Here is a 13,386-nt window from a genome sequence, read left to right as displayed (position 1 = left end):
ACCACGTCTCATCAGGCTAGTGCTCTCTAAGCCGTAATAGGATTTTAAAATTACACTCTCAAAGCAAGGCTATCCACAGCATAAAATAGCTGGATTACTTAAAACTTCGCATCGTTAATTGCATTTTTTTAAAATACCAACTGTGTTCAATGTCCCTTGCTGCTTGCTGGCTAATCCTAACAGCAGCTGGCTTTACCTGTTTAATTTCATCTATCACTAATGCCTCAAAACGTAGCGGCTTAGTTCGGCTTTTAACAAAATCAGTTAATTTTTCATAAATAGCATAAACATCGGATTCTGTAAGTAAAATATCTTCGTAATAAAAATACTTTCCATCTTCAGTATCAACAGCCTTACCTTTGGGAAAAGTAATATTTAAATAAGATAAAGCGCGGTCCAAATAACTACGACCTGAAAATAAACGCACATCAGTATTAACCAAATGAAAGCCACTAGTGCCGCCTGAATATTCAACAATTAGGCTACAAACAAAGCCACGGTGCAGTTCTGGCTGCTCTAACGCGGTTAACTCTTGATAAAACTGGATATATTTTTCTAAAAGCTGCTCAGCTGTTAACTGCGTAGATTGATAGTCAGGAAGATGAAATTTTATTTTATACTCAACCGCTTTTTCAATAAATTGTGCAAATTCTTCAGGGGTGATAATAAATTTACAATTCCAAAATCCTGTTTTAATAGTTCCCATATTTAAAAACCCATTTTAAATTTAGCTATTAAATAATAAAACGGCGCTTACCAGTAAAAAGCCTGCAAATAGTTTTCTTAGCAAACGCTGCGGCATAGCATGCGCTATTTTTACGCCATAGCTAACCGTTAAAATGCCGCCAATAGCTAAGGGAATCCCCATAGTCCAATTAATTTGATCATGAATGGCATAAGTAAATAACGTAACGCTAGTGCTAGGTATAGCTAAAGACAATGAAAGCCCTTGGGCTAACACCTGAGTTAAACCAAAAAATAGCGTTAATATTGGCGTTGCCACAACAGCACCACCCACTCCAAATAATCCACCAACAAAGCCAGAAAAACTACCTAGACCAGCCAGCGCATACCAAGGCTGAGTAACATGGTCCTGCCCTTCACTACGGCTTAGTCTTAGCTGGATAAAAGTCCAAACTGAAAGCACCACAAGAAATACAACAAAGATGGAACGCATTTGCTGATTATCTAAACCGACAGCAATTTTTGCCCCAACCCAGGCTAAAGCAAAAGAAAAACTTGCCAGTAGCAAGGCATGACGCCAATTAATTTTATTGCGCTGATAATACCGCCAACAACTCATTAAAACATTGGGTACCACCATAACCAATGCTGTACCTTGAGCTAGCTGTTGATCTAAGCCAAAGAAAATACCTAACGCAGGAATGGCAATTAAACCACCACCAATACCAAAAATACCTCCCACTAAACCTAATAGCCCTCCTAGCACCAAGTTTCCGATAATTTCTATGATATCCATTGCCTATTCCTATGCTCTAAACATAAAAAAACCCAGTTAAACTGGGCTTTTTTACAGAATATGTCAATTAAGCTTTAACACGTGCTCTATATTCACCTGTGCGCGTATCAATCTCAATTGAGTCACCAATTTCACAGAATGAGGCTACAGAAATTTCGTGGTCAGTGGCTAAGCGTGCCACTTTCATGACTTTACCTGAGGTATCGCCACGTACGGCTGGTTCAGTGTAAACAATTTCACGAACAATAATCGTAGGCAGCTCGATAGAAATAACTTTACCGTTATAGAACACAGCGGCGCAAACATCTTGCATGCCGTCTTGAATGAAAGGTAAAACACCTTCTAGGTCCACCTGTTCTACTTCGTATTGGTTGTACTCTTCATCCATAAACACATAAAGAGGATCTGCAAAATAAGAATAGGTTACGTCTTTACGCTCAAGGATAACTGGCTCTAGCTTGTCGTCAGCACGGAATACGGTTTCAGTTGCAGAACCATTAAGTAAGTTCTTTAACTTCATTTTCACCACAGCGGCGTTACGACCAGACTTGTTAAATTCGGCTTTTTGAATAACCCATGGTGTTCCGTCGATGCTAACAACTTGACCGGCGCGAAACTCTTGTGCTGTTTTCATACTGAATGTCCATCAAAAATGGTTGACAAAATTTAGGTGCGCATCATAGCCAATTTTTATGAAAATTAGCTAGTCTTGATGCAAGATCAGGCAATTTAATTTGCTGATTAGTGAAGTTTTCTGTCACAGCTTGTATCTGTACCCAGTTTTCTTGCCAGCACTTCCAGCTTGTTGCTGTTATTTGCTGTGCATTCCAATCAATAAAAAACTGACTAATATAGGTTTTAATAGGTTCTGGCGTCGTCGCCAAGTATAGCTCTAAAAAAGCATTAAGTTTATCCCAGTGAGCATCGTCATCTTGCGGATAAATATGCCAAACAAATGGCTTTCCAGCCCAAATAGCTCTAACTAACGAATCTTCACCTCTTACACAGTTAACATCGCAGCACCAGAGCAACTTGTCAAACTCACGCTGCTCGACAAATTCAATTAACTGGATATTTAACTGGCCTCGCTGCACTACTTTACCTCGAGAAAGCTCAGCGCCTAACCAAGCCTGCACGCTAGATAAAACCTTGCTCCTAGGAACTAAAACATGGTTTTTTTGTGGTTGCACACTGAGCGCATCTAGCCAGCTTGCAACCGCCTCATTCTCATAAGCAAATAAACTAATAAGCTGCCTACCTTCGGCCTTTTTCACGCCTAAACTTGCTAAAAAAGTAGCTTGCGCCTGAGGCGATGCAATAAACGCATCTCGCTGCGCGATTAGATCACGCTCACGTAGCAAGCCCCCAACGGCCTCACTAAATCCTGGAAAAAAGAAAAACTTTGATAACCCAGCACCTTGCATAGAAGGTAATGCATGGCAGTCGGCTGCCCATGTTTGCGCTGTTAAGTATTCTAGATTTAACCATAAAGGTTTGAGCGCTTTTTCACGCATTTTGTCTAAATAAGACGCTGGGATCTCACAAGCAAAAGCTTCAATAACAACATCGGCTGCCTGAGCTATCTGTAAGTTATATTCATTCCATGTATATATTTCAACATGCTCAATGGTTTGTCGTTGCAACGTATTGGCTGCGGCAGGACAAATGGCATAAAAAGCTTCTAGCTCATCAACCCACAAACGAACTTGATAACCATGCTCATGTTGTAACTGTCGCGCCAAACGCCAAGTCACCCCAATATCGCCAAAATTATCAATTACCTTACAAAATATATCCCAACGCATGCTAAAAACCTAAACTCAATCTAGCTTGTTATTCTACGCAATCCTTATCAAAACACAGCAAAAATAGGCAAGCATTTGAAAAAACTCAATAATTCTTGCAAATTTTATTCTATTCAAGTAGATTACTGCGCCCTATAAGCCATTGCTTATTTTGCTGGTGAAATGTCCGAGTGGTTGAAGGAGCACGCCTGGAAAGCGTGTATACGGGAAACCGTATCGAGGGTTCGAATCCCTCTTTCACCGCCAGTTATTTTTTAAAGCCTTGATTTTAGTAGAAAAATCAGGATCTTTATTTGTCAGCAATTCAGCGTCAAAGTTAGAAGCATAATTACTACGCTGTAGCCAGACTACCTATAATTCTTCCTGCAAATTTATTAAATATTTAAACGCCACCTCATCTGCTATTATAATTTATCGTTTTCGAGTGTTTTCTGCACTGAACTGTGCGCCTACTTTTAGACTTATGTGATTTTACGCTATCTTTCCCGCAAGTAGAGATTTAAAACCTCTTTAATAAACGAAACTACGTCACATTAACTCAATCATCTATATGCTTACGCAATGAATGATCACTATGCTTCCTTAACCCATCTCATACAAACTTAGCCCATTTTATTCTGGGAAATTTAGCCACAAGCACAAAATCAATATCACCTGCGACGTAAATCAGTGATCCTTGGTATTTATACTGTTGTGATGTTTCTAAGCTGCCTACTCGGCAGTGAACCTCTGCACAAATACGCCTAACTGCTGGATGTTTTTCTAAGCTGCCTACTCGGCAGTGAACGTGGTTGGCTTCATGCATGCTGATCGCGGCAGTTTCTAAGCTGCCTACTCGGCAGTGAACCGCAAGAGTTAAGTTTTACGCCGACTGAACTATTTCTAAGCTGCCTACTCGGCAGTGAACATGTACAGAACATTCTTTAGCTGGGTTCTAGTTTTCTAAGCTGCCTACTCGGCAGTGAACATGCAAGGTAAGGCGTTAAAAGACGGTTGGCATTTTCTAAGCTGCCTACTCGGCAGTGAACGTGTTCATTTTGTAGCCCCCTATTTTCGGTTTTTTCTAAGCTGCCTACTCGGCAGTGAACCACGGATACCTGCATTCGTGTGATTATCAATTTTTCTAAGCTGCCTACTCGGCAGTGAACGATTAGCAGTGTATGCAGTGCCAATTTTCCTATTTCTAAGCTGCCTACTCGGCAGTGAACATTTCCTGATTTATTGAAGCTTGCTTGCTCTGGTTTCTAAGCTGCCTACTCGGCAGTGAACCCAAAGTTAAACGGGCTGATGCGTTTTGTATTTTTCTAAGCTGCCTACTCGGCAGTGAACCGCAACCGACTGAGGGCAATAAGTTACCGTTATTTCTAAGCTGCCTACTCGGCAGTGAACTAGGTATGCCTTGCAAGTTATATAAAACTCAATTTCTAAGCTGCCTACTCGGCAGTGAACTAACAGTGCTAAGGCATTCAAGCCTATCGGGTTTTCTAAGCTGCCTACTCGGCAGTGAACGATTTGCTCACAAGTGAGCGTGTGTTGTGTTATTTCTAAGCTGCCTACTCGGCAGTGAACGTTTAATTGCCGCTTAGGTGCCGTCACCTTTGTTTCTAAGCTGCCTACTCGGCAGTGAACATATCAAATTAAACCGTTACAAAGCCGACTTATTTCTAAGCTGCCTACTCGGCAGTGAACCCCATATTTCTGAGTTTTCTTCACGAACAGTTTTTCTAAGCTGCCTACTCGGCAGTGAACTTGTCCCGTATGCCGTCGAGTTTGACGGTAACTTTCTAAGCTGCCTACTCGGCAGTGAACATCTTTACCTCATCTGCTCGATCAAAACGATATTTCTAAGCTGCCTACTCGGCAGTGAACGCGAACAACATGTTGCTGACCGAATAAGGAGATTTCTAAGCTGCCTACTCGGCAGTGAACACGCACCCTAAGCTACACTGAGTTTTTATCATTTTCTAAGCTGCCTACTCGGCAGTGAACCATATTATTTACCTAAAGTTATTTATGTGTGTTTTCTAAGCTGCCTACTCGGCAGTGAACATTGATTATATTTGTGGTGTGCATCAAAGGCTTTTCTAAGCTGCCTACTCGGCAGTGAACCAAGCGCGATCAGTCCGCCTACAACAAACAAATTTCTAAGCTGCCTACTCGGCAGTGAACTAGAATCGCGTAAGATTGCGTGATGGGTGATGTTTCTAAGCTGCCTACTCGGCAGTGAACCGATGGAACTGGCTCAGCGTTTATATGAGCAATTTCTAAGCTGCCTACTCGGCAGTGAACGAAATAATGTTGAATCCCGATGGCCGCCTATGTTTCTAAGCTGCCTACTCGGCAGTGAACGGCATTCTTTCTGCCATTTCCGTACCGGGCATTTTCTAAGCTGCCTACTCGGCAGTGAACACTAAAACAGATGGAGGGATTCAACCATGATTTTTCTAAGCTGCCTACTCGGCAGTGAACGGCCTAAATGGTGCAGAGGTTGCCGCCTTGCTTTTCTAAGCTGCCTACTCGGCAGTGAACGCTTGATACGCTGTGAAGTCGTTCCCGATCTCTTTCTAAGCTGCCTACTCGGCAGTGAACTAGGCGTATGAGATCAGGCAAGTTACGACATATTTCTAAGCTGCCTACTCGGCAGTGAACTTGTTCTAAGGTGGCAAGGTCTTTTGGTTCTATTTCTAAGCTGCCTACTCGGCAGTGAACATCAAGCGCATGCATATATTTATGAACTATACGTTTCTAAGCTGCCTACTCGGCAGTGAACAGCGCTGGCAACTGCTCCGACACGCTGCTCAATTTCTAAGCTGCCTACTCGGCAGTGAACGCTTCCACGGCTGCTATGATTTGCTGGCGGCTTTTCTAAGCTGCCTACTCGGCAGTGAACAGGAATATATTTTAACCGGTGGTATGACGGCATTTCTAAGCTGCCTACTCGGCAGTGAACAGTGGGTAGACGAGTTCGAATGGGACGCTATCTTTCTAAGCTGCCTACTCGGCAGTGAACTGTTAATTTACAACAAAAAACCAAGTTAGAACAGTAAGTTAACCCACAAATTAGTAATTTAACCCAAGTTTTTTATGTAAATCATAAGTCATTGATTTATAGTGACTATTTTTAAAGGAAAAAACTTTGGGTCATTTGTACTGCTATTTAGGTTTCCGTCTGAACTTCTAGCGGTTCAATATATTTGGAAGCGGGTGGGCGCCAATTCTGGCCGCAACACCTGACCAATCAGGTAAGGCGAACGGTATGACGTAGCATGAACTTGGCCAACGAATTAGGATCAACATAGGCCTATTACAAGAGCTGAGGCTGCGCCAACTCAAGCCTTTTCCTTCTACCATCAGTCGTGAGGTACGCTGCAATAGTGCTTGCGATAGGAGCTACCACTAGATTCGGCGCAGAAGCCAATGCCAAGCATAGCGACTGAACTGTCGACCTAAACTTAAGCTAGCACAATGATGCTGAGCTTTTTGAAGTGGTCATTGCCATGTTGCGAGAAGGCTATTCTCCTTAACAACTAGCCGCTAGTTTGCCCATTTGTTTGCTACTCATAAAGGTAAAAATAATGCTTCTTCTGTAGGTACCTTTGTTGAACAAACCTGCAATTATCTAATGCTGATGAAAATGAATGCTGCTTACCGTAACCTCTGCCGTTGAAGGGTTTAGTGCTGCACTGAATCAAATGCCGTTGGCTGTGCGTAAAAGCACGACCTATGATCAAGGGCGGAAAATGGCTCATCGTGCAAAAATCACCCAAGAAACGAGGTAGCCATTTGTTTTTACAACCCACACAGCCCTTGGCAGTGCGGTAGTAACGATACCAGTACTTGCCCAAAGGCACAGATTTCTCTGTGTATCGTCAAGAAAATGTGATGAAGTTGCGTTATCACTCAACGCAAACTCCAGAAAAGGGTTCGGTTTCAGGTGTCCTGGTGAGGTATTGACTGAAGTTATGCAAAAAAACAGCCGATGAGCAATAATGGGGCAGTATCAACTCATTAAACCTGTTGCACTCAGGTCTTGAATCCGTCCACTATCAATCATAATTAAAAAACACAACAAACAGAAAACTATCTAAAAAAAGTAAGTCCTTTATAGTGAAAGCTTAAGAACAAAATTACTATAATAAGTAACCCTATCAATGTACTCATTCGAAAAACTTTTAATAACAATCTATTTCTTTGATTAAGCAAAGGACGCCCTAGTAAATAGCGCATTGCAAGCATACCGTAGCCCATGTTGGTTTTATAATTAGGGCGCAAAGCTAATGGCATTGCGTTAATTTCTGCAACAGCTAACCCATAACTTGAAATACTGCTAATACTTGCGATCAATATGCCAATTATGCGGCCTTTAGGGTCGTTTAATATAAAATCTGCGGCAGCTAAAATCATTTCTTCCATAAAAATAAGCACTTTTTAAGTTTTAGGTAGATACCATAGCACCACCTTATCAAATGGTGACCACAAGGGCATTTTTATACCTATAGCGCTCAAACGTTTTCGAACCCACTCATTGCACGTAGTATAAGCATTATATGACCCTTTAGCTGCATAAAAGTTATCAAATAATGGGGTTTTACTTGAAAACTGTTTTTGAATGTCATTCACTAATTCTTGGTACTGAGTATGACTGAGTAAAATTTTTCGTTTATTTTCATTACGTATTGGGCTATTAAACTGCCCTGATAACTGTATAACAGAATTATCGCCCGTTAGCGCTTGCCAGGTAATGCCTAGCGTCAAATCAGCCCATGTAGGCACTTGCGTATAAAAGGCTTCACTTCCCCAACCTATTTGTGTCCATTGCATATTTTTATAAGGAAAACTATTTGGGTATTGTGCTTGCCAATCAACTTGGCTGCTCTTAGTGGGCAACCATAAATTCAGATGCACACCATTACTTGCCACATAAATAATGATAGTCTTTGACTCATTAATTTGACGTTTTTGTTCAGTAGACAACAATCCACCTATCAGCACCATCAATAAGTAGGAAAATATAAGAATAAAGGGAGCTATTAATATAGAAAGGCTCCATTTTTTTAGCATTTCTTCGTCACCATGTGTAATGCTTCCTCAATAAGAGCTAAATTATAAATTATCCAGTCTGAGAATGCGCTATATTATGCTAAGCCAGATGTTTTTTAGCAGCCTACAGTAAATGCTTGGATAGCTTGAGCACGCTATATCAGCATCTCTGTTTTCGAAAAATCACGCTGGAGTCGAGACTTGTTGCATTTTTGCCACTACAAGCCAGTTTGTGCTTTCAGGTAATATACATAGTTTATATATCAACAAAATACCTGCACAAATGATTGCTCCACTCAATTTGCAGCATACTCTGCGAGAAAAGCTAAACAAAGCGAGATGTTCAGATATCTTATGCTGGAGATTTACGCTACTTGCACTGAATAATCCAGCTTTACTTGCTATGTTAAAGGTTTCTAACCAAAGTAATAGCTTAGCTCTGTACAACTGGAACAGGTGCCCACAAGAATTAATCAGTACTCTAAGCCCCAATAGTGTTAATTATCAACTATAGCTCGTGCTTAATAACGCACACGATAGTTTAACCTAAACTAAAAACAGCTTTTTACGCAAACCTTAGTGTTCTTTCATACTACTAAGAACCGCCCTTATCGCCAACAGAATATACCTTTTTCCACGCTGATGTCTGCTAAGCCACATAAAACACCCGCTATTAGAACTAGGGTTATTAGATACTCAACACATTAGATTATTTGAAAAAACACTCCGTTCTTATAAAAGCACACTTACTTTTACCTCGTTTAACTGCACATTCATAGGCAAATAAACTAAGCCGCTTGATTCAAGTATTCAGGGGTTAAACTCTATTGAAAAGGATGAGAGAACCTAAACTGTGCCTTACCCGTGAGGAGAAAACTCTTTTAGTCAGCAAGCTATATTAAATGCACTTAAGCATTTAGGTTACACTGTTAATGATGACATACAAACCCTATGGACTAAACAAGACCGCCTAATAATGCTAAAGCTCAGTACATAAGATTATGGTATTCAATTAGGACCTACAGATAATGATGCAATGCTTATGATGCCTACTCTAGGTTTAAACTCTACAGGCAATAAGCAATATGTGTACTTATGGAAAATAGCGGTGTGATGCCTTTAAATAAGGCCTAAGTCATCGATAAGAACAAGGTGCGAGACTCTCTCTAATATAGGGTTAGCGGCTGGAGCAACAGTATTAAAAGAAATCGATAATGACCTTAAGCAGCAGAAATGCGCAACTAATAGTCGGCTATTTGGATTGAGCAAAACAATAAATACAAACTAAATCAAAGATATTAAAAAATAACTAAATTATATTTTAATTTCTTCCCAAAGGATTCTATACTAAGCTAGGTTCACAGCCTAAATTTCTTACAACTTTCAATTAAAAGGAATAATTAAATGAAACTACTTAGCTCATACGCTGAAAGCAAAAAAGCGCTAGAAGAATTAAAAGCACAGATCGCAAGATTGGAGTCAGATCCAAAATTTGCTAAAGAAAAAGCCTTTGTTGAAGCTTTAGATAAATTGTTAAAAGACCATGGAAAAACTCAAGCTGATCTACAAGCCTACCTTTTCCCTGAAACCACGAAAAGAACCAGCAAAATACGCAAGCCAAGAGCCGTAAAAACCTATAAAAACCCACACACCAAAGAAACCGTCACTACGGCTGGCGGCAATCATAAAAAACTAAATGAATGGCGTGCAAAATATCCAAAAGAAGATATTTCTACTTGGGTTGTGTCCACTAAATAGAAATATAACTAGGCAGTTTGCTTGTGTTGCTATTTTAAGCAATCTGCCTAGCTTACAGACGATGCCTAGAGCAACACCCCCCCTTTCCCCCTTTTTGGCTTGCTGCATCTCTTTTTAAATAAATAAAAATAAATTTATTAATATTAAAGCAGAATGAAAAATCCATCTTTATTTTAATAAATCTGCAGTAAAACTAACCATAGATATTGAGCAAGGAGCAATGGTTAGCCGCATTCTCTCAAAACCCAGTGTTAGTTAAAATGCACATAATATTCAAGCTTTAAAAGTGCCATCCACTGGCAGACTAGCAAGAATAATGGTCGTTTTTCCAACCAAAAATGCTTCCAACCAAAGAGCATTTGCTAAGATCCTATCAGCCCAAATTAAACAACATATGCCTCCACATGTAAATGATTATCATTAAATTTATTTGTCAGATATTTGATTCACTACACTATGTATTACCCGAAAAAAAGCTATACTAACCGACACTAAGGATAGCCACAGTCAAGATATTACCTATGAAACGCTCAAAGCATGTTGTGTTACAAAACTTTCGTAAAAGTATATATGCCTTCCCTTTGGCACCTATCGCTTTAGCCGTCAGTAGCTTGTTACTCACAGGATGTGATAACAATAACAATCAAACGGCATCTGGAACTAGCAACCAGCCAATAGTTGTTGGTATTTTCAAAAATGCTGATGAATGCATTGCTCAGTACCCTAGTGAAGCTCAAGCCTGCCAGCAGGCCTATCAAAATGCGCTCAATGAAGCAAAGCGTACCGCACCTCGCTATGCCTCTTATGAGGATTGTGCAGCTGACTTTGGCGCAGAGGTTTGCATTACTGAAAATACAGCTAACACAAACGCTTCTCATACATCTGCCAGTACTTTAACTGGCGCGGATAATTCGGATACCAGTAGAACAACAGCGACACATGCGTCAGGCGGACACAATAGCTTCATTATTCCTGCGTTAGCTGGTTACATGCTAGGTCGTTCCTCAGGGCAATTTAATTCAGCCAACGCCCAGCCCTTGTTTTCGTCTAAACAGCCCGCTAGCCCTGCCTATAACCGAATGGTTGATACAGCAGGTAATAACTATGGCAATAACCAAACAGGGCGCTTTACCTCAGCCCCTGCCAGCGCTTTGCAACCCAAACCTGCTGCGCAAGGCATTAGCCGCCGTGGGGGCTTTGGTTCGACCGTTGCTGCGGCTGAATCGCGTAATAATCAACTGCGCTCATCAATGCGCTCATCAAACAGTTCAGCTAGCCGTCCTGCTCGCAGTTATGGTGGCTAACTAGACCATGCAACGTAAATCAATCGCTGAGCGTCCGTACTGGAAAAAACAAGCCCATGACTATGGCTTTCATTTTCATACTATGTATGGCGAGCCGTACTGGTGTGAAGATGCCTATTACTCTTTTACACTAGCGCAAGTTGAAACCATTGAAGATGCCACCAATGAACTGCACCAAATGTGTTTACAAGTGGCTGACATGGTGGCCAATAGCGAACAATGGCTAAGCAAATTTCAAATTCCAGAGCAATGCTGGGATTTTGTACGTGACTCTTGGCTAACCCATGAACCTTCACTCTATTCGCGGCTTGATTTTGCGTATTCTGGCTACGGCCACCCCAAGTTACTTGAAAATAATGCGGATACGCCTACTTCGCTATATGAAGCAGCTTTCTTTCAGTGGCTCTGGCTAGAAGAACAGATTGAAGCTGGCAAACTTCCACGCCATGCTGATCAATTTAATAGTATTCAGGATCAGCTGATAGCCCGTTTTACTGAGTTACGGCAAAACTACCATTTACAACAGATTTATATGACGTGCTGTCGCGACACAGATGAAGATCGCGCTACTGTTCAATATTTACAAGATTGCGCCGAAGAAGCTGGGCTTTCAACACCATTTTTGTATATTGATGAAATTGGGTTAAACCAACAAGACTACTTCACTGACCTGCTTGATCAGTCGATTGAGCATATGTTTAAGCTTTATCCGTGGGAGTTTATGTTTCGTGAAAGTTTCGCCTCAGCGCTTTCCACACAAACTACCGGATGGCTGGAACCAGCTTGGAAAAGTATTCTATCGAATAAGGCTTTATTAGCTGCACTATGGGAGTTATTTCCTAATCACCCTAATCTTTTGCCAGCCTATTTTGCCAATGACAGGAAAGCTTCGAGTATAGGTAACTTCGTTAAAAAACCTATCTTTAGCCGTGAAGGGGCGAATATTGAAATTGTCCAAAACGGCCGCGTTGTAGAGAAAACCGAAGGCATTTATGGCGACGAAGGCTTTATTATCCAAGAATATTACGCCCTACCTAAATTCTATGATAGCTATACGCTCATTGGCAGTTGGATTGTAAATGATCACGCCTGTGGCATTGGTATGCGTGAAGACCGCTCTCGAATCACTCAAGATTTATCACGTTTTTATCCGCACGCTATTCTTGATTAAAGATGCTATGGGGCTTCTAGCAAGCCCTCATTAGTGATCGCCAGCAAATCCACTTCAGCACCTAATGCTTGTAAGTCATCTGCTAACACCTGCATAAAACGGCGTGCCCCTTGCTTAACTGTTAAGGGTAACTCCTTGGTGACCGCCAGTGCTTGCACCAAAGAGAGCTGCAAGTAGTCTTTAATAAATTTTACGACCTCCAGTTTGCGTGCACCTAAGGCGAGCAATCTTACCTGGACGACTTCCCAATCTGCTGGGTTAACCTGATCATTTACAGGTAAAAAAGCATCATCCTCTTCAACTGAGGCTAATAACTCCTCATAGTAATACTCAACAGAGCACCAGAACTCGCTATCAGATGCAATGTTTTGTACAAAGGCTAAAAGCTCTGGAATACATTGCTCACGTTGTTTAATTTGGTTTAAATAATTAGTAAACGCAGTAAAACTTTCAGCAATAGGTTCTGCTTGCCAAAAGCCCTGTCCGTGACGTGCAAAATAAACAGGAAAACCCTGTTCTTGTTCAGCTATATCAATAAAAAATGGATCTGCCATTTCATTTTGCGCAAACACATACCATGTTGGTTGAAAAGCACCAGACTCTGTAGAAGTTAAATCTTCATGAGTAATGCCATGCACGCGATACCCTATTTGAAACCAATCAACATGTTTTGGATCAGCATAGTGCTGTGGCATTTCCAAGCCCTCAAAGAAAATAGGCGCTTGTAATAAGTGGTGTAACTCATCTGGTAACTGCACACTCATATCCTTAAACATTACTGCTAATAGGCCAACATGTTAGGCTATTCTACAAATTCATAGCCTTCTT

Annotated in this window: 10 protein-coding genes, 1 tRNA gene, 1 pseudogene and 1 CRISPR repeat array; of the genes and pseudogenes, 5 read left to right on the top strand and 7 right to left on the bottom strand. The window is 41.1% G+C overall.

Annotated features, from left to right (window positions below; translation table 11 throughout):
* Positions 1–94: 94 nt before the first annotated feature.
* From VQ643_RS00655 to earP, 4 genes are all read right to left on the bottom strand, one after another.
* Entirely contained in the window at positions 95–706 is a 612-nt protein-coding gene (locus VQ643_RS00655) for a hypothetical protein (RefSeq protein ID WP_414197258.1), read from the bottom strand.
* Positions 707–727: 21 nt separating this feature from the next.
* Positions 728–1,480, bottom strand: coding sequence for a sulfite exporter TauE/SafE family protein (locus VQ643_RS00650; protein ID WP_414197257.1), 753 nt, complete (start codon positions 1,478–1,480; stop codon positions 728–730).
* A gap of 67 nt (positions 1,481–1,547) precedes the next feature.
* Complete coding sequence (gene efp / locus VQ643_RS00645; protein WP_414197255.1) at positions 1,548–2,114, bottom strand: elongation factor P; 567 nt, start codon at positions 2,112–2,114, stop codon at positions 1,548–1,550.
* 43 nt (positions 2,115–2,157) lie between these two features.
* A complete protein-coding gene (earP, locus tag VQ643_RS00640) occupies positions 2,158–3,285 on the bottom strand; it encodes an elongation factor P maturation arginine rhamnosyltransferase EarP (protein WP_414197254.1) in 1,128 nt (375 codons plus the stop codon).
* A gap of 156 nt (positions 3,286–3,441) precedes the next feature.
* Between earP and VQ643_RS00635 the strand changes: the two genes are divergently transcribed.
* A tRNA-Ser gene (locus VQ643_RS00635) sits at positions 3,442–3,531 on the top strand.
* Positions 3,532–3,984: 453 nt separating this feature from the next.
* A CRISPR array of direct repeats spans positions 3,985–6,295; the repeat unit is 28 nt; unit sequence TTTCTAAGCTGCCTACTCGGCAGTGAAC.
* A gap of 552 nt (positions 6,296–6,847) precedes the next feature.
* Positions 6,848–7,268: pseudogene (locus VQ643_RS00630) on the top strand (IS30 family transposase); the annotation flags it as partial.
* A 97-nt stretch (positions 7,269–7,365) separates the two neighbouring features.
* On the opposite strand, the gene VQ643_RS00625 reads toward VQ643_RS00630, so the two are convergent.
* Positions 7,366–7,698: a hypothetical protein gene (locus VQ643_RS00625; RefSeq protein ID WP_414197253.1), complete on the bottom strand. Its 333-nt coding sequence runs from the start codon at positions 7,696–7,698 to the stop codon at positions 7,366–7,368.
* A 15-nt stretch (positions 7,699–7,713) separates the two neighbouring features.
* A complete protein-coding gene (locus tag VQ643_RS00620; protein WP_414197252.1) occupies positions 7,714–8,346 on the bottom strand; it encodes a TIGR02117 family protein in 633 nt (210 codons plus the stop codon).
* 1,383 nt (positions 8,347–9,729) lie between these two features.
* On the opposite strand from VQ643_RS00620, the gene VQ643_RS00615 reads away from it, so the two are divergent.
* The 3 genes from VQ643_RS00615 (at position 9,730) to VQ643_RS00605 (ending at position 12,558) form a co-directional block, all read left to right on the top strand.
* On the top strand, positions 9,730–10,083 hold the full coding sequence (locus VQ643_RS00615; protein WP_414197250.1) for a histone-like nucleoid-structuring protein, MvaT/MvaU family: 354 nt from the start codon (positions 9,730–9,732) through the stop codon (positions 10,081–10,083).
* A 521-nt stretch (positions 10,084–10,604) separates the two neighbouring features.
* A complete protein-coding gene (locus VQ643_RS00610; protein WP_414197249.1) occupies positions 10,605–11,387 on the top strand; it encodes a DUF1190 domain-containing protein in 783 nt (260 codons plus the stop codon).
* Between the two features lie 7 nt (positions 11,388–11,394).
* The gene (locus tag VQ643_RS00605) at positions 11,395–12,558 is read left to right on the top strand and encodes a glutathionylspermidine synthase family protein (RefSeq protein WP_414197248.1); all 1,164 of its coding nucleotides are present in this window, start codon (positions 11,395–11,397) and stop codon (positions 12,556–12,558) included.
* 5 nt (positions 12,559–12,563) lie between these two features.
* Here the strand turns inward: VQ643_RS00605 and VQ643_RS00600 are convergent, their stop codons facing one another.
* On the bottom strand, positions 12,564–13,316 hold the full coding sequence (locus tag VQ643_RS00600) for a hypothetical protein (protein ID WP_414197246.1): 753 nt from the start codon (positions 13,314–13,316) through the stop codon (positions 12,564–12,566).
* Positions 13,317–13,386: the final 70 nt, after the last annotated feature.

This window comes from Pseudomonas sp. F1_0610, from assembly GCF_047470865.1.
In the GTDB taxonomy this organism is placed as follows: Bacteria; Pseudomonadota; Gammaproteobacteria; order Pseudomonadales; family Pseudomonadaceae; genus JAZDRH01.
The sequence above is the reverse complement of the archived record's forward strand: the minus strand, read 5'-3'. Positions and strand labels throughout refer to the sequence as shown.

Coding starts and splice junctions, on each gene's coding strand:
- VQ643_RS00655 (WP_414197258.1), bottom strand. CDS start 706: ATGGGAACTATTAAAACAGGATTTTGGAATTGTAAATTTATTATCACC.
- VQ643_RS00650 (WP_414197257.1), bottom strand. CDS start 1,480: ATGGATATCATAGAAATTATCGGAAACTTGGTGCTAGGAGGGCTATTA.
- efp (WP_414197255.1), bottom strand. CDS start 2,114: ATGAAAACAGCACAAGAGTTTCGCGCCGGTCAAGTTGTTAGCATCGAC.
- earP (WP_414197254.1), bottom strand. CDS start 3,285: ATGCGTTGGGATATATTTTGTAAGGTAATTGATAATTTTGGCGATATT.
- VQ643_RS00625 (WP_414197253.1), bottom strand. CDS start 7,698: ATGGAAGAAATGATTTTAGCTGCCGCAGATTTTATATTAAACGACCCT.
- VQ643_RS00620 (WP_414197252.1), bottom strand. CDS start 8,346: ATGCTAAAAAAATGGAGCCTTTCTATATTAATAGCTCCCTTTATTCTT.
- VQ643_RS00615 (WP_414197250.1), top strand. CDS start 9,730: ATGAAACTACTTAGCTCATACGCTGAAAGCAAAAAAGCGCTAGAAGAA.
- VQ643_RS00610 (WP_414197249.1), top strand. CDS start 10,605: ATGAAACGCTCAAAGCATGTTGTGTTACAAAACTTTCGTAAAAGTATA.
- VQ643_RS00605 (WP_414197248.1), top strand. CDS start 11,395: ATGCAACGTAAATCAATCGCTGAGCGTCCGTACTGGAAAAAACAAGCC.